This is a genomic window from Kitasatospora sp. NPDC056800 (assembly GCF_042789775.1).
In the GTDB taxonomy this organism is placed as follows: Bacteria; Actinomycetota; Actinomycetes; order Streptomycetales; family Streptomycetaceae; genus Kitasatospora.
Genome location: NZ_JBHUAL010000197.1, coordinates 1 through 18,229, shown reverse-complemented (window position 1 = coordinate 18,229; position 18,229 = coordinate 1). Strand labels below are relative to the sequence as shown.

At 70.6% G+C, this 18,229-nt stretch carries 22 protein-coding genes; 17 read left to right on the top strand and 5 right to left on the bottom strand.

Annotation, left to right across the window (positions count from 1 at the left end):
• Positions 1 to 280: 280 nt before the first annotated feature.
• Genes ACFRQN_RS32430 through ACFRQN_RS32415 form a run of 4 tightly spaced genes read left to right on the top strand, consistent with a single transcriptional unit; the run spans position 281 to position 4,389 of the window.
• Positions 281 to 1,663, top strand: coding sequence for an efflux RND transporter periplasmic adaptor subunit (locus ACFRQN_RS32430; protein ID WP_380743924.1), 1,383 nt, complete (start codon positions 281 to 283; stop codon positions 1,661 to 1,663).
• Between the two features lie 9 nt (positions 1,664 to 1,672).
• Positions 1,673 to 2,509 (top strand): ABC transporter ATP-binding protein, encoded by an 837-nt coding sequence (locus ACFRQN_RS32425; RefSeq protein ID WP_380743926.1) that lies wholly within the window; start codon positions 1,673 to 1,675, stop codon positions 2,507 to 2,509.
• Positions 2,506 to 3,717, top strand: coding sequence for an ABC transporter permease (locus ACFRQN_RS32420; protein ID WP_117488820.1), 1,212 nt, complete (start codon positions 2,506 to 2,508; stop codon positions 3,715 to 3,717). Before ACFRQN_RS32425 ends, ACFRQN_RS32420 begins: the two co-directional genes overlap by 4 nt.
• A gap of 12 nt (positions 3,718 to 3,729) precedes the next feature.
• Positions 3,730 to 4,389 (top strand): DUF5666 domain-containing protein, encoded by a 660-nt coding sequence (locus ACFRQN_RS32415; protein WP_380743922.1) that lies wholly within the window; start codon positions 3,730 to 3,732, stop codon positions 4,387 to 4,389.
• A gap of 83 nt (positions 4,390 to 4,472) precedes the next feature.
• Here the strand turns inward: ACFRQN_RS32415 and ACFRQN_RS32410 are convergent, their stop codons facing one another.
• Together ACFRQN_RS32410 and ACFRQN_RS32405 are read right to left on the bottom strand one after the other, a co-directional pair.
• The gene (locus ACFRQN_RS32410; RefSeq protein WP_049651245.1) at positions 4,473 to 4,724 is read right to left on the bottom strand and encodes a hypothetical protein; all 252 of its coding nucleotides are present in this window, start codon (positions 4,722 to 4,724) and stop codon (positions 4,473 to 4,475) included.
• Complete coding sequence (locus tag ACFRQN_RS32405) at positions 4,721 to 5,074, bottom strand: ATP-binding protein (RefSeq protein ID WP_380743920.1); 354 nt, start codon at positions 5,072 to 5,074, stop codon at positions 4,721 to 4,723. Before ACFRQN_RS32405 ends, ACFRQN_RS32410 begins: the two co-directional genes overlap by 4 nt.
• Positions 5,075 to 5,301: 227 nt before the next feature.
• Here ACFRQN_RS32405 and ACFRQN_RS32400 point away from each other — a divergent pair, with 227 nt between their 5' ends.
• Positions 5,302 to 6,168 (top strand): helix-turn-helix transcriptional regulator, encoded by an 867-nt coding sequence (locus ACFRQN_RS32400; protein ID WP_074001989.1) that lies wholly within the window; start codon positions 5,302 to 5,304, stop codon positions 6,166 to 6,168.
• On the top strand, positions 6,161 to 6,364 hold the full coding sequence (locus ACFRQN_RS32395; RefSeq protein ID WP_380743918.1) for a DUF397 domain-containing protein: 204 nt from the start codon (positions 6,161 to 6,163) through the stop codon (positions 6,362 to 6,364). Before ACFRQN_RS32400 ends, ACFRQN_RS32395 begins: the two co-directional genes overlap by 8 nt.
• Positions 6,365 to 6,536: 172 nt before the next feature.
• Here the strand turns inward: ACFRQN_RS32395 and ACFRQN_RS32390 are convergent, their stop codons facing one another.
• Positions 6,537 to 6,923 carry a hypothetical protein gene (locus tag ACFRQN_RS32390; RefSeq protein WP_380743916.1) on the bottom strand — a complete coding sequence of 129 codons (387 nt, stop codon included), beginning with the start codon at positions 6,921 to 6,923 and terminating at the stop codon, positions 6,537 to 6,539.
• Positions 6,924 to 7,150: 227 nt separating this feature from the next.
• On the opposite strand from ACFRQN_RS32390, the gene ACFRQN_RS32385 reads away from it, so the two are divergent.
• The 9 genes from ACFRQN_RS32385 (at position 7,151) to ACFRQN_RS32345 (ending at position 13,004) form a co-directional block, all read left to right on the top strand.
• Complete coding sequence (locus ACFRQN_RS32385) at positions 7,151 to 7,444, top strand: hypothetical protein (RefSeq protein WP_380743914.1); 294 nt, start codon at positions 7,151 to 7,153, stop codon at positions 7,442 to 7,444.
• Positions 7,445 to 7,542: 98 nt separating this feature from the next.
• A complete protein-coding gene (locus ACFRQN_RS32380; RefSeq protein WP_380743912.1) occupies positions 7,543 to 7,944 on the top strand; it encodes a hypothetical protein in 402 nt (133 codons plus the stop codon).
• A 329-nt stretch (positions 7,945 to 8,273) separates the two neighbouring features.
• Positions 8,274 to 8,801, top strand: a complete 528-nt coding sequence (locus tag ACFRQN_RS32375) for a DUF6879 family protein (RefSeq protein WP_380743910.1) — start codon at positions 8,274 to 8,276, stop codon at positions 8,799 to 8,801.
• Positions 8,802 to 8,913: 112 nt separating this feature from the next.
• Positions 8,914 to 9,105, top strand: a complete 192-nt coding sequence (locus ACFRQN_RS32370; RefSeq protein ID WP_380743908.1) for a hypothetical protein — start codon at positions 8,914 to 8,916, stop codon at positions 9,103 to 9,105.
• Positions 9,089 to 9,601 (top strand): DUF6879 family protein, encoded by a 513-nt coding sequence (locus ACFRQN_RS32365; protein WP_380743906.1) that lies wholly within the window; start codon positions 9,089 to 9,091, stop codon positions 9,599 to 9,601. Before ACFRQN_RS32370 ends, ACFRQN_RS32365 begins: the two co-directional genes overlap by 17 nt.
• Positions 9,598 to 10,449: a helix-turn-helix domain-containing protein gene (locus tag ACFRQN_RS32360; protein WP_380743904.1), complete on the top strand. Its 852-nt coding sequence runs from the start codon at positions 9,598 to 9,600 to the stop codon at positions 10,447 to 10,449. Before ACFRQN_RS32365 ends, ACFRQN_RS32360 begins: the two co-directional genes overlap by 4 nt.
• 140 nt (positions 10,450 to 10,589) lie before the next feature.
• The gene (locus ACFRQN_RS32355) at positions 10,590 to 10,928 is read left to right on the top strand and encodes a hypothetical protein (protein ID WP_234348348.1); all 339 of its coding nucleotides are present in this window, start codon (positions 10,590 to 10,592) and stop codon (positions 10,926 to 10,928) included.
• 1 nt (position 10,929) lies between these two features.
• A complete protein-coding gene (tgmB, locus tag ACFRQN_RS32350) occupies positions 10,930 to 11,904 on the top strand; it encodes an ATP-grasp ribosomal peptide maturase (RefSeq protein WP_380743902.1) in 975 nt (324 codons plus the stop codon).
• Positions 11,901 to 13,004 carry a methyltransferase domain-containing protein gene (locus ACFRQN_RS32345; RefSeq protein WP_380743900.1) on the top strand — a complete coding sequence of 368 codons (1,104 nt, stop codon included), beginning with the start codon at positions 11,901 to 11,903 and terminating at the stop codon, positions 13,002 to 13,004. The genes tgmB and ACFRQN_RS32345 overlap by 4 nt, the downstream gene beginning before the upstream one ends.
• A 32-nt stretch (positions 13,005 to 13,036) precedes the next feature.
• Here the strand turns inward: ACFRQN_RS32345 and ACFRQN_RS32340 are convergent, their stop codons facing one another.
• Together ACFRQN_RS32340 and ACFRQN_RS32335 are read right to left on the bottom strand one after the other, a co-directional pair.
• Positions 13,037 to 13,471, bottom strand: coding sequence for a VOC family protein (locus ACFRQN_RS32340; RefSeq protein WP_074001997.1), 435 nt, complete (start codon positions 13,469 to 13,471; stop codon positions 13,037 to 13,039).
• A 125-nt stretch (positions 13,472 to 13,596) separates the two neighbouring features.
• Positions 13,597 to 15,831 (bottom strand): transglycosylase domain-containing protein, encoded by a 2,235-nt coding sequence (locus ACFRQN_RS32335; RefSeq protein WP_380743898.1) that lies wholly within the window; start codon positions 15,829 to 15,831, stop codon positions 13,597 to 13,599.
• A 384-nt stretch (positions 15,832 to 16,215) separates the two neighbouring features.
• On the opposite strand from ACFRQN_RS32335, the gene ACFRQN_RS32330 reads away from it, so the two are divergent.
• The gene (locus ACFRQN_RS32330) at positions 16,216 to 16,569 is read left to right on the top strand and encodes a UBP-type zinc finger domain-containing protein (RefSeq protein WP_117488836.1); all 354 of its coding nucleotides are present in this window, start codon (positions 16,216 to 16,218) and stop codon (positions 16,567 to 16,569) included.
• A gap of 288 nt (positions 16,570 to 16,857) precedes the next feature.
• Positions 16,858 to 18,165 (top strand): aspartate--tRNA(Asn) ligase, encoded by a 1,308-nt coding sequence (gene aspS, locus ACFRQN_RS32325; protein WP_380743896.1) that lies wholly within the window; start codon positions 16,858 to 16,860, stop codon positions 18,163 to 18,165.
• The last annotated feature ends 64 nt before the right edge of the window (positions 18,166 to 18,229 follow it).

Below are 18,229 nucleotides of genomic sequence, written 5' to 3'. Positions count from 1 at the left end.
CCCCTGCGGCGTTTCCGCGCGGGTGCCCCCGTGGCGCCGCGCGCCTCCCCGGAGCTCCCGGCAGCTCCTCGCGCCTCCGTGAGAACGTCCTCAGAACGCCCTCCCGGATGGCTGGAGATCGCTGGGAGCCCGCTGGGAGTTGGCCCAACGGCCGCCCACGGGACGGCCAAGGCGCCCGCACGGGACGGGTGTTCTGTCCGCAATGCCCGGATCCGGCCGGTCAGGCTTCTCCCAGCCGCCGCCCAGCACGACGCAAGAGCCCGCCGGGAAGCTGTCCGCCATGAAGGTGCTCCCACGGCGGCGAGGCGCCGTCCTCGTCAACTCCGCGCTCGGCGTGGCCCTGCTGGGCGGCGCCGCCCTGGTGTACGCCACGGTCAGCGGCAGCTCCGGCCCGGCTTCCGCGAAGCCCGCGGCCCGTACCGCCACGGTGTCCAAGGGCACCGTCCTGGCCACCGTGTCCGGAACCGGCACCCTGGTCTCACCGACCGACGCGGCCCAGGACTTCACCACCGGCGGGAAGCTCACCACGGTGAAGGTCGCGGTCGGGGACGCCGTGCAGAAGGGCCAGGTGCTCGCCACCGTCGACACCACGGCGGCCCAGCAGCAGGTGGACGCGGCCCAGGCCGCGCTCACCACGGCCCAGGCCAACCTCACCAAGGCCCAGGCCGGGGTCACCACCACGACCACCGAGCAGCTGCCGGGCGCCACCTCCGCCGCCACCCCCGGCGGCGGGGCCGGCAGCGGTGGACGCGGGGCGGGCGGGAGCAGTACGCCCGCCCCGCAGACCACCACCGTCACCACCACCAAGGTCGACGACGCGGCCGTGGCCCAGGCCCAGCAGCAGGTCGCCACCGCGCAGACCAACCTGGCCAACGCCCAGGCGGCGCTGGCCGGCACCACCCTGACCGCCTCGGTGGACGGCACGGTCGCCTCGGTCTCCGGCAAGGTCGGCGACACCGTCGGGGCCACCGGCTCCGGCGCCTCCGCCTCGTCCTCCTCCGGCAAGTCCACCGGGACCGGCACGGGTTCGGCGGCCGCCCCGAGCGGCTTCATCGTGCTCACCAACCCGACCGGGATGCAGGTCACCGCGAACTTCTCCGAGCTCGACTCGCTCAAGCTGAAGAAGGGCGAGGCGGCCACCGTCACCCTGAACGCGCAGTCCGACACCAAGCTCAACGCGACCGTCCTGTCGGTCAGTTCGCTGCCCACCGGCAGCGGCTCCGGCGGCGCGGCCGGCTCCGCCGCCGTCCAGTACGCGGCCACGCTGCAGATCACCGGCGACACCAGCACGCTGCGCACCGGCCTCAGCGCCACCGTCCAGGTGATCACCGGCGAGGCCGACAACGCGCTCTCGCTGCCCACCTCCGCGCTGTCCGGCACCGGTACCTCGCGCACCGCGACCCTGGTACAGCCGGACGGCGCCTCCGAGCGGGTCACCGTCGGGGTCGGGGTCGAGGGCGACAGCACGGTGCAGGTGGTCTCCGGGCTGAAGGAGGGCGACAAGGTCGAACTCCCCACCACCAGCGGCGGGAACGGCTTCCCGAACGCCTCCTTCCCGGGCCTCGGCGGCAACCGGGGCGGGGCCGGCGGCGGGGTCTTCCCGGGCGGTTCCGGTGGTGGTGGCGGCGCCGGTGCCGGGGCCGGTCGCGGCGGCAAGGGCTGAGTCGTGAGCATGCGTCACGTCATCGACAAGCGCGTCCCCGCGCACCCCGTCCCGGTGATCCGCATCCGCGGGCTCACCAAGGCGTACGGGCACGGCGACGCCACCGTGCACGCGCTGCGCGGCCCCTCCGACCCGGAGACCGGTGCGCCGCGGGGCGTCAGCCTGGACATCGAACAGGGCGACTTCGTCGCCGTGATGGGCAGCTCCGGCTCCGGCAAGTCCACCCTGATGAACATCCTCGGCTGCCTGGACGTCCCGACCGCCGGCCGCTACCTCCTCGACGGCACCGACGTCGGCCACCTGGACGAGCAGCAGCTCGCACTGGTGCGCAACCGCAAGATCGGCTTCGTCTTCCAGTCCTTCAACCTGGTGCCCCGCACCACCGCCCTCGCCCAGGTCGAGCTGCCGCTCGCCTACGCGGGCGTCCGGACCGCCGAGCGGCGCCGCCGGGCGATGGCCGCGCTGTCGCTGGTCGGGCTCGCCGAGCGGGCCGGCCACAAGCCCAACGAGCTCTCCGGCGGCCAGCAGCAGCGCGTCGCGGTGGCGCGGGCGCTGGTGACGGCGCCCGCGATGCTGCTCGCCGACGAGCCGACCGGCAACCTCGACAGCCGCTCGACGGAAGAGGTGCTGGCCCTGATCGACGGGCTCAACGCCACCGGCCGCACGGTCGTGCTGATCACCCACGAGGACGAGGTCGCCCGGCACGCCAAGCGGGTGCTGCGACTGGTCGACGGGCAGATCGTGAGCGATCTGCGGCAGGCGCCCGTGGAGGGGCCGCCGCCCTTCCTGGACGCGGCCTACACGGAGCTCGCGGCGGGCCCGGCGGGCGCGGAGGTGCCGGCGTGATCCTCTGGCAGACGCTCCGCTTCGCGGTCGGCGGCCTGGCCGCCAACAAGGTGCGCTCGGCGCTCACCATGCTCGGCGTGCTGATCGGCGTGGCCTCGGTGATCCTGCTGCTGGCGGTCGGCAACGGCTCGTCGGTGGCGGTGAAGGACTCGATCACCTCGCTCGGCACCAACTCCCTGACGGTCAGCTCCGGTTCGGCCAACGGCGGCTCCCGGGCCACCTCCTCGGTGAAGAAGCTGACGGTCGCCGACGCCAAGGCGCTGGCGAGCGACACCGACGCGGGGGCGATCAGGTCGGTCGCCCCGGTGGTCACCACCAGCGGCACCGCGCTGTACGGGAACATCTCGTACAGCCCCGGTTCGATCGTCGGCACCTACCCGTCGTACTTCGAGACCGCCAACCAGAAGGTCGCGCACGGCGAGTACTTCACCGACGACGACGTGCTCAACTCGCGCAAGGTCGCGGTGCTCGGCGCGACGACGGCCAAGCAGCTGTTCGACACCGAGAACCCGGTCGGCAAGTCGGTGGTGCTGGGCGGCACGCCGTTCACCGTGGTCGGCGTGCTCCAGGCCAAGGGCGGCAGCGGCTTCACCGACCCGGACGACGTCGTCATCGCCCCGCTCCCGACGGTGCAGAACGCCTTCACCGGCTTCGGCTCCGTCAACCAGATCCTGGTCCAGGCCGCGAACGCGGACAGCACCACGGCCGCCCAGTCCGAGATCACCCGCGTCCTGCTCGGCACGCACGCGATCGCCGACCCCGCCAAGGCGGACTTCCGGATCACCAGCCAGGCCTCCCTGCTCACCGCGAGGGAGAGCACGACGAAGACCTTCACCGTGCTGCTCGGCGCGGTCGCCGCGATCTCGCTGCTGGTCGGCGGGATCGGGATCACCAACATCATGCTGGTGACGGTCACCGAGCGGACCAGGGAGATCGGCATCCGCAAGGCGCTCGGTGCCCCGCGCGCGGTGATCCTCGGGCAGTTCCTCACCGAGTCGACGCTGCTGTCGGTGATCGGCGCGGGGTTGGGCGTGGCCGCCGGAATCGCCGGCTCGCACTTCAGCATCGTCGGCATCAAACCCGTGGTGATCCCCGAATCGGTGCTCGGCGCCTTCGCCATCGCCGTCGCCATCGGGCTGTTCTTTGGCAGCTACCCCGCCAACCGGGCCGCCTCGCTGCGGCCGATCGACGCCCTCCGGCACGAGTAGGACTCCACTGTCATGAGCAAAGAGATCGCCACCGTCGGGCCCGGAACCCCCGCCGAGCAGGTCGCCCTCCTCGCCACCCCGCCGGACGCGCGGGACGTGAGCGCCGAACTGGCCGCGCCGCCGAGGCGGAAGCTGCCCTGGCTCAGCCTGGTGCTGGCGGGCGGCGTGATCGCCACCGGGGCGTTCGCGGGCGGGGTCTGGTACCAGCAGAACAACGGGCCGACGGGCGGCGGGAAGTCCTCCGCCCGGCCGGCGGCCGCCGCTGCTGCTCAGGGAGGTGGCTACGGGCAGGGGCAGGGCGGCTCCCGCCGTGGGGGCCAGGGCGCCGGGCAGGGCGCTGGGCAGGGCGGGCAGGGGCAGGGCGGGCAGGCCGGCTTCGCCCGGGGCACGGTCAAGGCCGTCGACGGCAACACCGTCTACCTGACCGACACCAACGGCAACACCATCAAGGTCACCACCGGCGACGCGACGAAGGTCCAGCTCAACAAGGAGGGCAAGGTCGGGGACCTGCAGCCCGGCCAGAGCGTGACGGTCGTCGGCACTCCCGACGCCAACGGTGGCTACACCGCCAGCCAGCTGGTCGAAGGCGCCGCCGGTGGATTCGGTGGTGGTGGTGGTGGCTTCGGCGGCGGTGCCGGTGGCGGCGCCCCCAGGAACCCGTCCGGCGGCTGACCCGGAGCCGACGGACGCCGCGAGGCCCTCGCCCCTTCGGTGGGCGAGGGCCTTCGCATGTGTTCAGCGCGGTTCGAGGAGGCTCACCGCTCCCACGCCGCCTCCCGGTCCAGGTCCCGCAGCAGGTGGAGGAGGTTGACGAGGGTGCTCACGGGCGCGTTGCCGAAGTCGACCAGGAGACGCCCGTCGAGGATCGTCTCGCCCGCCGAGGCCGAGCCCCAGAGGAGCCCGTACGGGAGGCCCCGACGGTGCAACTCCCCGAGCAGGCCGGTGATGTGCGGGGCGGCGAAGTTCCGCATCCGGGGGTCGTCGGGGGCGATCGGTTCGCGGGTCACGCGGCGGAGTCCAGCTCGTACCAGACCGTCTTGCCACGCTCCTGGGGGTCGACGCCCCAGCGGTGGGTGAGCCCGGCGACGAGCTGGAGGCCCCGGCCGGACTCGGCGAGCAGGGACAGGGGCTTCTCCTGGGGGAGCAGGGCGCTCTCGTCCGCGACGCAGACCCGGAGGGTGTCGACGTCGAGGGAGAAGTAGACGACGGGCGAGGCGGTACCGGCGTGCCGCCACGCGTTGACGATGAGTTCGCCGAGGGCGAGTTCGGCGTTGAAGATGGTCTCGGTGTCCCAGGAGGCGCGGGTCAGGGCGCTCCGCAGGGCCTGCCGGGTGAGGGTGAGGGAGGGGGTGTTCAAGGTGCACACGGGAACCTCCGAGAGGTATGGGTGTGGAGGGGGAGAGCCGCGAGCCGGACCAGGGCGTGGCCGCTCTTCGGCCGGAGGGCAGCAGGCGCCTACTGCCCTGAACCAAGGCGTGTCTGACGATCCATCGGATCGTTCTGAGGGTGACGATAGCGTGAGGCGCCACAGATTTGTGGCGATCCACGCGAAGTTCCCCCGAACGGGGCTGGCAGACTGGACCCATGGCCCTTCGATCGAACCCGACGCTTCGCCAGTTGCGGTTGGGTGCCGAACTTCGCAGGATGCGGGAACAGGCCGGCCTCGGCGGCAGCCAGCTCGCCCGCGCACTGGGCATCAACCCCGCCCACGTGACGCAGATGGAGAGCGGCAAGACCGGCATCAGCGTCGAACGCCTGCGCACGATCGCGGCGTTGTGCATGTGCGTCAACGAGCCCCTGATCGACGCGCTCGCGGACATCATCACGGACCGCGACAAGGGAGGCTGGTGGGAGGAGTACCGGGGGAACCTTTCGCAGGACTTCCTCGAAGTTGCTGAGATCGAGGCTCACGCACGGGCGCTCTCGGTCTACACGATGGCCTTCATCCATGGGCTGCTTCAGACCAACACCTATGCCTCAGCCGTCTTCGCTCGCTCCTATCCGCCTCTGCCGGGGCATGAGGTCGACCTGAGAGCCTCCTTCCGCCTGCGGCGTCAGCACATCATCCGTTCTGAGGCGACTCCGTACACCGCATACATCCATGAAGCGGCGCTGCGGATGCAGTTCGGCGGGGCAAAGGTCCAAGCCGAGCAACTCGGCGCCCTTGTCGAGGCCTCAGAGCGGCCCAACATCTCCATCCGAGTCGTGCTGTTCGACGTCGACATGATCCCGCTGCCCAACGAGAACTTCACGTACGTCGAGGGTCCGGTTCAGGAACTCGACACGGTTCAGTCGGACTCGGGTGTCGGAAACCTTCTCTTCGATGCCCCGGCTCACACGGCCAGGTTTCGGTCGCTGCTCGCCCGGATCGGTTCGGCTGCTCTCTCGGGGGAGGAGTCCCGAGAGTTTATTCGCTCCATCAAGAAGGACATGGAAAGTAAATATGCGTAACTCCACCTGGCAGAAGTCCAGTTTCTCGGGCTCGAACGCAGACTGTGTTGAGGTGCGAGCCGATGCTGGTGTGATCGAACTCCGGGAGTCCGACGAGGGCGACGTCATCGTCCGCACCACCGCCCGCAACTTCGCCGCGTTCCTCCAGGGCACTCAGGCGGGCGAGTTCGACCACCTGGTGACCACCACCGCCTAGCGAACCGTTCCGGCGGCCCCTTGCTCTTCCGCAAGGGGCCGCCGACGTGCTTCAGAAGTGGTCGGGGCCCGACCCTGCCACCGCGAACTCCACTCCGCCGTCGACCAGTTCGGCGTCCCGGACCGGATGACCCCCGATCCAGGCCGGGGTGCGGTCCGTCCCTCTCCCGTGCCTACGGCTGGATCACGAAATACACCACGAAGCCCGCGGTCACGCACAGGAAGAACTGCACCATGAAGCCCCAGGTGAGCGGCACTTCGTCCCTGTCGCCCGCCTCGTCGGCCGCCAGTTGCAGGCGCGCCATCCTCCCGAGGTGCCCGGCCGTTCCCAGCGTCAGCGACAGCATCGCCAGCGCGTACATCGACAGAGCGCCGGCCGAGGTCGTCCCGTTCATGTGGGAGCGCCCGACCAGGAAGAGCGCTCCGACCAGCGGCGCCAGGGCCACCATGATCCGGTACTGCCGGGTCACCTGCGGCGGTATCGCCATTGCCCAGAACAGCACCGTCGTCAGCGCGACGATCCACCACCAGGTGGCCGCGCTCAGGCCCAGTGGAGTCATGCCCCCACCCCCCACATCACGGACGTTCGCTCACATCCACTGACGATCACACTATTCAGACCAGCCCCCGCCCCGCGCCGCCCGGACCCCGCAAGATCCCACCCGGTCCCCTGCCGGTTCCCGGCAAGAACCCGATAAGACCCTGCGTAGGAAGTCGGCCGGCCCGACTTCCTACGCACCGCCTCCGCCCTGGCGGCCCCTCCTGCCGGTGCCGCTACGGTTCCGGCATGGGAAAGCGGGAGCCGTACTGGCGCAGACTTGGCACTCCGGCGACGCTCGTCCTGTACCGGACCCCGAACCGGTGGCGGTACGCCGTCTACTTCACCGGACCGGGCGGCATCGCCGACGGGGGACTCGACGAACCCGCGCCCTCCTGCGAGCCCGTGATCGCGCAGACGGCCATGCACCGCAAGGCCGAGGAGCTCACCCACCGCACACTCGAGGTCACCTGGCAGGAGGCCGACCAAGACGGCTGCTGGACCGGAGTCATCACCAACCCGGGTCCACTGCCCGCTTCATGAGTGGGGCTGGACCCACCCCCTTGTGGGGCTGGACCCATACTCGGCCGCCCGTCCGCTCCGTAGCGTCATTCCCACAACGACACGGAGGGGAAAGAACCATGGCGCCCACGGCCCACCAGTCCACCTTCACCACGGTGAAGAAGTGCATCACGCTCTTCGGCCTAGCCGGCGCCATCGTCCTCGGCACGGTCGCCGTGATGGCGTCCATCGGCCACCCGACGACCCCGTTCATGTGGATCCGCGGCGTCATCTTCCTCGCCGTCGCCCCGTACCTCCACCGGCTGGCCACCTGCGCCGCCGACGGCTCCGCCAAGGCCTTCGACCGCGTCCGCACCCTCTCCACCGTGATGCCGATCGCCATCATCGCCGTGGACCTCATCCCCGGCCTCTGCCCGCCCTGGTACGCCGTCCTCCAGGGCCTCTCCGCCCTCGCCCTCCTCGCCGTCGCCGTCCTCACCCGCACCCCCGCCCTGCGCGCCGCCTTCCCCAACACCGACTGAACCCCCACCCCCTCCCCCACCCCCCGCGCGGGGGCGGCGGAGGGCGGCCGGCCCCCCGGGGGCGGGGGGGGCCACCCCCCCGGCGCCCCCGCGCCCCCACCCCGCCCCCCCCCCCCCCCCCCACTCGGCGCTGGAAGTCGGCGGTTCCGACTTCCTGCGCCGGTAGCCCTACCCGGCGGCTCCTCGCTCCCCGCAAGGAGCCGCCGGCCGACATTCCTGTGCTGCGGGTGTATTCACGCCCTCGAATACCTGCATCCTTGACGCATCATCAGCACCACTTGGAGCATCTGCTGTGGCGGGGATCTCCGGCCTCTTGAGAAGGGCAGCCCATGGCAGCACCGCGCACGACACTCGGCGACTGGCTCGACACGTTCGAAGTCGAAGCGTTCCGGCTGGAGACGCTGGACGACTACAGCCAGTCCGGTGGCGTGGCGGCCTACCAGGCCTTCCTCGCCGGTGAGTCTCAGCCGGATGCTTTCCGTGCCGCGGAGTGGGTCACGACCGTCGACGATGCCGTCCAGGCCGGGAAGCGCATGTACCGGGTGCACATCCTCGCCCGACCGCTCACGCCGTACCTCAGGTTCGAACTCGGCTGGGGCTACCAGCGGAACGCCGAGGTCGGCGAGGAGTTCTTCATCCTCGACACCACCGACCGGGAGAACCCGCTCCCGGACGCGCCCGACTTCTGGATGTTCGACAACCAGGCCGTCGGGGCGATGGGCTACGACGACCACGGGAAGTACCTCGGCACGGACTTCGCCGCGAGCGAGCGTCTGCCGGATTTCAAGGCCTGTCGCGACATCGCGCTCGCCCACGCCGAGCCGTTCGCCAACTGGTGGGCACGCCACGGCGAGTGAGCGCTGACCATTCGGCGCTGTGTCTATGCGGGAACGTGAATGATCCTTGTCCGCCTCCTCGCAGGATCCTTAGGGTTCTGGTCACCAACCCGCACAGCATGTGGAGGGGAACATGGAGCTCACCCGGATCGCGGGCGGCGACCCGAACTGCCGCAACGACGACTGCCCGACGATCTTCACCACCGACCGGGGCACCATCGCCGTCCAGGGATACACCGTGGAGCGGCGTACGCCCGAGGGGGAGGCCGTGGTGGAGATCCCCGAGGCCGTGTTGAAGGAGGCGTTCCGTGCTCTTGGATGGTGAATCCTGGCGCCCGTTCTTCGACTCGTTCGAGCGTGAGGCGTTCCGGCTGGAGACCCGGAGTTCCTATGCGATGCCCGGCGAGGACGAGGAGTTCCAGGAATTCCTGGCCACCGGTGAGTTGCACATTCCAGCGGATGACCCGTGGCTCGTCCGGGTGCGGAACTACCGCGCGACCGGGCGGTGGATCGGGCGGGTCCACGTCCTGACCAGACCGCTGTCCGACTACCTGCGCTTCGAGTTCGCGGCATACGCGTACAACGTCGAGGCCGGCGAGGACATTCGGATCCTGGACCTCACCGGACGGGAGAATCCCGGGCTTCCGGAGCAGGACTTCTGGATGTTCGACAGCGCGAAGGTGGTCGACATGAAGTACCGCTCCGACGGCACGCAGCTCGGCCGGGATCTCCTGGAGGACCCGGACCTGGAGCAGTACCGGCGCTGGCGTGATCTCGCCCTGTCCCTCTCGGTCCCTTTCACGGAGTACGGCGCAGCTTGACCCTCGATCCCGGTAGGGCCGGAGAGCAACGTCGAAACCTTGCAGCGGCGCTCAAGGACCTTCGCCGTGCCTCCGGCCTTTCCGGCGAGCGTCTGGCCGTGCGGTACGGGATGAGCCAGAGCAAGATCTCCCGCATTGAGACTGGAAAGGCTCTGCCCACGGTCGTCGATGTCCAGCAGATCATCGCCGCGTTGGGCATAGACGACGACCTGGCCCAGGAACTGCTCGACCTGGCGAGCGTGGCCAACGCCGAATTCGAGGATGTCCGCGCATCCGTCCGCCGTGGCCTGCATGTGCGGCAGCGCGAACTGGCGTCTCTCGAAAACGGTGCCCGGCACATCCGCTACTTCTTGCCCGCGATGCCGTCCGGCCTGCTTCAGACGCCGGAGTACATGCGTACGGCCATGAGCCCTCCGATCGACCCCGTCGACGGCGATGTGTCCCAGACCATCGCTCTGAAGATCGAACGCCAGGCCGTCCTGTACGACGAGGACAAGCGATTCGACTTCCTGCTGACCGAATCGGCTGTCCGCTGGAAACTGTGCGCTCCGTCGGTCATGGCCGTCCAGTTGGATCGGATCGCCTCCGTGTCCCGCCTCCCGAACGTCAACCTTGGCATCATCCCACTGTCGGCCCAGGTGGCCGACGTTCCGTTTCACACCTTCACGGTCTACGGCGCGAAGCTCGTGACGATCGAGCTGTTCACCGGGCGGTTTGTCCTGCGTGATCCCAAGGATATCGATCACTATCGGCTGCTGTTTGATTTCTTTCACGGGGAATCGCACACCGGAGACGATGCCCGAGGGCTTCTCGAACAGTGGTCAGAGGAGTTCCGGCGCTCTCGTTAGTCATGGCCTGGGGACTTTATGCGGGAACTCGAATAGGCATGGATGTGCGGAATTCAAGGGCCTAGCGTTGCCTCTCGTCAGGCATCGCAGGCCGTCTGTGGTCGGCGATTCGATGAGTGCGACGACGCGGAGGTACACACATGTCCACCACCGTTCTGAGCCGGCCGGGAGGCGTGCCGGTCTTCGACCGCGCCGAGTCCCGGCTGCCGATGGGCGTCGCCGGTGCGACGCCCATGCCCGGGCTGGACGGCGAGGGCGGGCCCGGGAGCCCGTTCGCCTTCCGGTTCCTCGTCCCGGTCACCGGGGCCGGGGGGATCCTGCCCGCCGACATCGGCTACGACGACGAGACGCAGACCTGCACCTACGAGGGCCTCCCGCCCGGCGTCTACATGACCAGCACCCCGCCCAAGACCTACGGCCCGACGCAGCCGTCCGGGCAGATGGACGCGCCGGACGACCCGGGAAGCAGCAACGACTGAGATGCCGACCGCCGATGCCGTCCTCGTGCTGACGGGGACCTTCGATCCCACCGCCGACCTCGTGATCGAGGAACTGAACCGGCGCGGAACTCCCGTCTTCCGGGCGGACACGGCGTGGTTCCCGTCGAGGCTGGCCCTGGCGGCCGGCCTCGACGGGGCGTCCGGCTGGGCCGGGACGCTGGCGACCGGGCGGCGGACACTCGACCTCTCGGCTGTGCGGTCGGTCTACTACCGTCGCCCGACCGCACCGGAGTTCCCCGCCGAGATGTCGGCGGAGGCCCGCAGCGTGGCCTCCGCCGAGGCGCGGCGAGGGTTCGGCGGCCTGCTGTCCGCGCTGCCCTGGCGCTGGCTGCCGCCGTCGGGCCGCGCGGCCGATGCCGAGTACAAGCCGTTCCAGCTTTGGGTGGCGGCCGAGTCGGGGCTTCGGGTCCCGCGCACGTTGATCACCAACAGACCGGAAGCCGCACGGGAGTTCGCGGACGGCATCGGGGCTCCGGTGGTCTACAAACCCTTCACGCCGATCCGCGGGACGGTCGGAGGTCAGTCGGTCGCCGTGTACGCGAGCGTGCTGAGCACGGCCGACACCGGTGATCCGTCGATCCGTACCACGGCGCACCTGTTCCAGGAATGGGTGCCCAAGGCCCACGAAGTGCGGCTCACCGCCGTCGACGGGCGGCTGTTCGCCGCCGAGATCCACGCGAACTCGGCGGCAGCGGAGGTCGATTGGCGAAGCGACTACGACAGCCTGACCTACCAGGCCTGCGACCCTCCCGCAGCGGTGGCGAGTGCTGTCCGTCGCATGCTGGACAGGCTGGAACTGCCCTACGGCGCCTTCGACTTCGTCGTGTCGCCCTCGGGCGACTGGACGTTCCTTGAGGTGAACCCCAACGGGCAGTACGGGTTCATCGAGCAGGCGACCGGTCTGCCCATCACCGCTGCCATCTGCGACTACTTGGAAGGGGTCCAGCAGGTATGACGACCCTCCTCTATAACGAAGACCAACTCCTGCGGGCGCGGGTCGCGTTGGCCTCGGAGATCGAGCGGGTGAGCGTGGTGCTGTCCTCGCGGGTGGTCGAGGCGTTCCTCAATGTGCCGCGGCATCCGTTCGTTCCGGTGTTCTACCGGGAGGAAGGGGGTGTGCACCGCGCCTGGCCGGCCGGTGAGGGGTGGCTGCGGGAGGTGTACGCGGACCGGGTGCTGGTCACCGAGGTGGGCGGCGTGCACGCGGAGGACGCCGGGCCGGACGGCGTCCGTGGGGTGGCGACCTCCTCCTCCACGCTGCCGAGCCTGATGGCCGACATGCTGGACGCGCTGGATGTCCGGCCCGGGGACCGGGTGTTGGAGGTCGGGACGGGGACGGGCTACAACGCCGCTCTGCTCTGCCACCTCGCGGGGGCGGCCCACGTCACGACCGTCGACCGCACCGAGCACCTGGTGGCGACCGCCCGTGCCCGGTTGGGCGAGGCCGGCTTCGCGCCCGTCGTGGTCCGGGCCGACGGCGCCGACGGGTACCCGCCGGGGGCGCCGTACGACCGGATCATCGCGACCTGTGGTGTCCGTCGCGTGCCCCGGGCGTGGCTCGACCAGTGCGCGCCGGGTGGCCTCATCGTCGCTCCGCTGGGCGGTGCGGTGGCCAGGCTCACCAAAGTGTCGGACGGGCGCGCGGTCGGGCGGTTCCTGCATCGTCCGGCGGCCTTCATGCCGTTGCGCGGCGGGAGGGACGCGGCCCCGGGGGTGCCGGAGCCGCAGGCGGACAGCCGGAGGACGGAGATCGGCGCTCGCGTCCTGGACGACCCGGGGTTCGCGTTCTGGGCCGACCTCCACCTCGGTCCCACCGTGGTCCGGGACGGTCACGTCCTTCGCGACGTCGCGGACGGTTCGACCGCCCACGCGCACGGCGGCACCGTCGCCCGCAGCGGCCCCCGCGACCTCTGGCGAGCGGTCGAAGCCGCCCACCGGAGCTGGCTAGGCCAGAACCGCCCCCGCCGTGAGTGGTTCACGGTCGAGGCCGGGCCGGAGGGGCAGTTCGTGAGCTACTCGGCACCGGACGGCAGCGTGACCCGCTGGGTGCTCTGAGCGAACAGGAAGTTGTGGAATCCGGGCGGTGCTCAGTCGAGGCAGAACTCGTTGCCCTCGACGTCCTGCATCGAGAGGCACGACTCGTTCTCCTCGTCGGCGACCAGCAGCTGGACGCGGGTCGCGCCGAGGGCTACCAGTCGGGCGCACTCGGCCTCCAGGGCAGCCACGCGCTCCGCGCCGACCAGGCCGGTGCCGGCCCGTACGTCGAGGTGCACCCGGTTCTTGACGACCTTGCCTTCGGGGACGCGCTGGAAGTACATGCGCGGGCCCGCACCCGTGGGGTCACTGGCGGCGAACCACGAGCCCCGCTTCTCGGGCGGCAGCGAGCGCTGGTAGTCGTCCCAGGTGTCGAACCCCTCCGGCGTGGACGGCGGGACGTACCCCAGGGCCTCGCACCAGAAGCGGCCGACGCGCTCGGGCTCCGCGCAGTCGAAGGTGACCTGGAACTGCTTGATCGATGCCATCGGGCCACCATAGCCATGACAAGAAGGTCACACCGCTCAATTTCCGGCACCGTACAGGGGGGGGAGAGAACGACATCGCCCCGCCGAGCCGGTGCTCGACGGGGCGACGCGCGGGGAACGCGGCGTCAGGGCTGCTGGTCGTTCTCGGGGTTGGTCGCCGGGCCCGCCGGGGCGGTCGCCTGGCCCCCGGGGGCGCCGGTGCCGGTGCCGGACGGGGTCTTGTTCGGGTCGGTCCGGGGGGCCGGGTCGGGGATGTCGGCCATCGGCAGGGACTGCTTGGGGGTGCCGCGCAGGGCCTGGTTCATGGCGTCCCGCCAGATCGGGCCGGGGCCGTCGGCGCCGAACACCTCGGCCCGGTACTTCCCGTTGATGGTGATGTTGCGCATCTCGACGCCGCCCTGGGGGCCGCCGATCCAGACGGCGGTGGCGAGCTGCGGGGTGTAGCCGTTGAACCAGGCGGCCCGCTTGCGGTCCGAGGTGCCGGTCTTGCCGGCGATCTGCCGGTTGTCGTCCAGGCTGAGCGCCGCGCCGGTGCCGTTGTTCTCGGTGACGCCGTTCAGGACGGTGTTCAGCGCCCGTGCCGTCGAGTCGGAGAACGCCTTCTCGCACTGGGAGGACGGGACGGGGACGTCCTTGCCCTCCACGGTGGTGATCCGGTTGATGGCGACGGGGGCGCAGTGGGTGCCCTGGGCGGCGAAGGTCGCGTAGACGTTGGCCATGGTCAGCGGGCTCATCTCCTCGACGCCCAGGGCCATCGCGGGGACCTCCTCCAGGGGCTTGCCGCTGGCCTTGGTGGTGATGCCGAGCTTGTTGGCCATCTGCTTGACCGCGCAGAGGCCGATCTCCTGCTCCATCTGGATGAAGTAGGTGTTGACCGAGAGGGCCATCGCCATCTTCAGCTGGTACGGGCCCTTCTCGTTCGCGGACTCGTTGGGCACCACCGTCCTGGGCCTCGCCTCGTTCTTCCAGGTGCCCTCGCAGGTCTTCATCGTCGGGTACTCGAGCTTGTTCGGGGACGAGTACTCCTGGGTCGCCGGCAGGCCCGCCTCCAGGGCCGCGGCCGCGACGACCGGCTTGAAGGTGGAGCCGGGCTGGAAGCCGTTGCCGCCGCCCATCGCCGCGTCGACGTTGAGGTTGACGACGGTCTGGTTCTGGTTGGTGTCCAGGCCGTACGGGCGGGTCTGGGCCATGGCGAGGATCTTGCCGGTGCCGGGTTCGACCATGGAGGCGGCGGCGGAGACGCTGTCCGTGACCCGGACGTTGCTGCTCACCGCGTTCTGGGCGGCGGCCTGCTTCTCCGGGTCCAGCGTGGTGTAGATGTTCAGGCCGCCCTGGTTCCAGAACTTCTTGCGCTCGTCGGAGCTCTGGCCGAAGGCCGGGTCCTGCTTGACCACGTGGCGCACGTAGTCGCAGAAGAAGCCCATGCCGGCCTGGGCGGTGATGCAGCCGTTCTGCGGCGCCTTGTAGTTCAGGCCGAGCGGGGCGGCCTTCGCCTCCTTCGCCTGCTCGGCGGTGATGTGCTTGTTCTCCAGCATCTTGTCGATGACGGTGTCGCGGCGGTTCTGCGCGGCCTGCGGGTGCAGCTTCGGGTCGTACTGCGACGGGTTCTGCACCAGCCCGGCGAGCGTCGCCGCCTCGGCGACGGTGAGGTCCTTGTTGCTCTTGCTGAAGTAGCGCTGGGAGGCGGCCTCCACCCCGTAGGCGCCGTTCCCGTAGTACGTGATGTTGAGGTAGTTGGTGAGGATCTGCTCCTTCGGCACCTCCTCCTCCAGCTTGATCGCGACCTTGAGCTCCTGGATCTTGCGGCCCAGGGTCTTGCGCTGGGCCTCCAGGACGGCGTCCCGGTCGTCGCCGGCCTGCTCGACGTTGACGTTCTTGACGTACTGCTGGGTCAGCGTGGAGGCGCCCTGGGAGGCGGTGCCGCTCTCCGCGTTCTTGCTGATCGCGCGGAGGACGCCCTTGAGGTCGACGGCGCCGTGCTCGTAGAAACGGGCGTCCTCGATGTCGACCTGGGCCTGGCGCATGAACGGCGACATCTGCTCGGCGGTGATGACGGTGCGGTCGCGCTCGTAGACCTTGGCGATCAGGCCGCCCTTGGCGTCGAAGATCTGCGTCGCCTGGGTGAGCGGCGGGGTCTTGAAGTCGGACGGGACGTCCTCGAACCCCTCCGCCGTGCTCTTGGCCGTCAGCCCGATGCCGCCGGCGACGGGTAGGACGAGGCCTGCCAGCAGCACACCGGACACGACGCTCACCCCCAGGAAGGTCGCACCGAGGCGGGCCAGCCGGAGCGGGGCCTTGCGGGACGGCTGGAGGTCCGCGTTCTCGGAGGAACTCCATATCGGGGGGAGGTTCGATTCCATTCCGGAATGCTAACCCTTGGAAGTCTCCGGTCGAACGGTTTTTCGCGTGCGGCTGTCACGGCTCTGCAACAGGCTCCGGGGTCGATTCCCGGGGGGTGAATCGCATACGTACCAAATGAATTCGGGGGAATTCGGCGGCCGGCCTCCGACTCGGTCCGCCCCGCCCCGCCCCCGGCCGCCCTGGTCCGCCCCGTCTGCGGCGCCCCTCCCGTGGCCCGCCCCCTACCAGGTTGATGCCGTGAGCGGGCCGAAAGGTTGCGGCGCCCGGACGGTCAGGTGCCCCGGACGGTCAGGTGCCGCGGACGGTCAGGTGCCCCGGACTGGCAGCGCCGCCACGGCCGGGCCAGGCTGGTGGGGACGGACCGCCCAGCCGAGGAGGCAGCTATGACCGGCGAGCCGATCCCGGGAATCGACCCCGCCGCGGTGCCCAGCGGCGACGGCTGCGCGGAGTGCCTGGCCGGCGGCGGATGGTGGTTCCACCTGCGCCGCTGCGCGGCCTGCGGCCACATCGGCTGCTGCGACTCCTCCCCCGCCCAGCACGCGACGAAGCACGCGCGCCAGGCCGGCCACCCGTTCCTGGTCAGCTTCGAGCCCGGCGAGGAGTGGTTCTGGAACCTGGACACCGGCGAGTACTACGAGGGCCCGCCGCTGGCACCGCCCACCGCCCACCCGGTCACCCAGCCCACCCCGGGCCCGGCCGGCCGGGTCCCCGCCGACTGGCAGTCGCAGCTGCACTGACGATCCCCACCGCGACGGCCACCGCCTCCTCCCCGTACGAGGCGGTCGGCCGACGGCTACCGCACCGTTCCGGCGGCCCCTCGCATCGCGCAGGGGCCGCCGACCCCTGTCCGCCGTCCGCCCGGCCGCCGTCCGCCCGGACACCGGCCGCCGTCCGCCCGGACACGAGGGAAAACCCCGCGACTCCCACGGGCTTGATCCTCTACGGTGAACGCGCCCAGGGCGGCCGTTTACCGCCCGTCGACGTGGCGCGACCAACGCGCCCGCAAACCCGGGGAGTTCCCTGTCATGACGCGCACCCTTGTCGCCGAGCTGCCCGCGCACCTGGAGGAGACGGTCACCGTCTACGGGTGGGTGAACACGCTCCGACTCCAGCGGCGCATCCAGTTCGTCCTGGTCCGGGACCACACCGGTCTGGTGCAGGTCACCCACCTCCGGGGTGGGGAGGACGACGTCATCGAGGCCGCCTTCGAGGGCGTGACGGTCGAGTCCGCCGTGAAGATCACCGGCCGGGTGGTCGCCGACCCGCAGGTCAAGCTCGGTGGTCTGGAGATCGTCCCGACCCGCGTGGAGGTCGTCTCGCCGGCCGAGCCGAAGCTGCCGATCGACGAGAAGACCGGGATCGACCAGCGCCTGGACTGGCGGTTCCTCGACATCCGGCGGCCCTCCCAGCAGCTGGTCTTCGACGTCCAGACGACCGTCGAGCGGGCGATGCGGGAGGTGGCGGCCGAGGAGGGCTTCACCGAGCTGCACACGCCGAAGCTCATGGGGACGGCCTCCGAGTCGGGCGCCGAGGTGTTCGAGGTCGGCTACTTCGGCCGGACCGCCTACCTCGCCCAGTCCCCGCAGTTCTACAAGCAGATGGCCATCGCGGGCGGCATCGACCGGGTCTTCGAGATCGGGCCGGTGTTCCGTGCCGAGCCGTCCTTCACCTCCCGGCACGCCACCGAGTTCACCGGGGTCGACGTCGAGATCGCCTGGGTCGACGGGGTCGAGGACGTGATGGCCTTCGAGGAGCGGATGCTGCACCGCGTCCTGACCGCCGTGGCCGAGCGCCACGGCGCGGCGATCGCCGAGCACTTCGGCACCCCGGTCGTCGTCCCGGAACTGCCGTTCCCCCGGATCACGATGGCCGACGCGCTGGCCCGGCTCCGCGCCACCGGCTGGGACCCGGAGGGCGTCAAGGAGGACCTCGACCCCGAGGGCGAGCGGGCGCTGTGCGGCCTGATCGCCGAGCAGACCGGGCACGAGTTCGTCTTCGTCACCCGCTTCCCGGCCGCCGTGCGGCCGTTCTACCACCTGCGGCCGGAGGACGACCCGACCGTCACCGAGTCCTTCGACCTGCTGTGGAAGGGCGTGGAGATCACCACCGGCGCCCAGCGCGAGCACCGGTACGACCGCCTCGTCGCCCAGGCCCGGGAGAAGGGCATGGACACCGGCCCGCTCTCCGGGTACCTCGACTGCTTCCGCTACGGCACCCCGCCGCACGGCGGGCTCGGTCTGGGGCTCGGCCGGCTGCTGATGCTGGCGCTCGGCCTGCCGTCGATCCGCGAGGCGACGTTCCTCTTCCGGGGCCCGCACCGCCTCGAACCGTAGGGCGTCGAACCGTGGGCGGGGGACCGGAAGACGGAACGGGCCGCGCCCGAGGAGATCCTTTCCT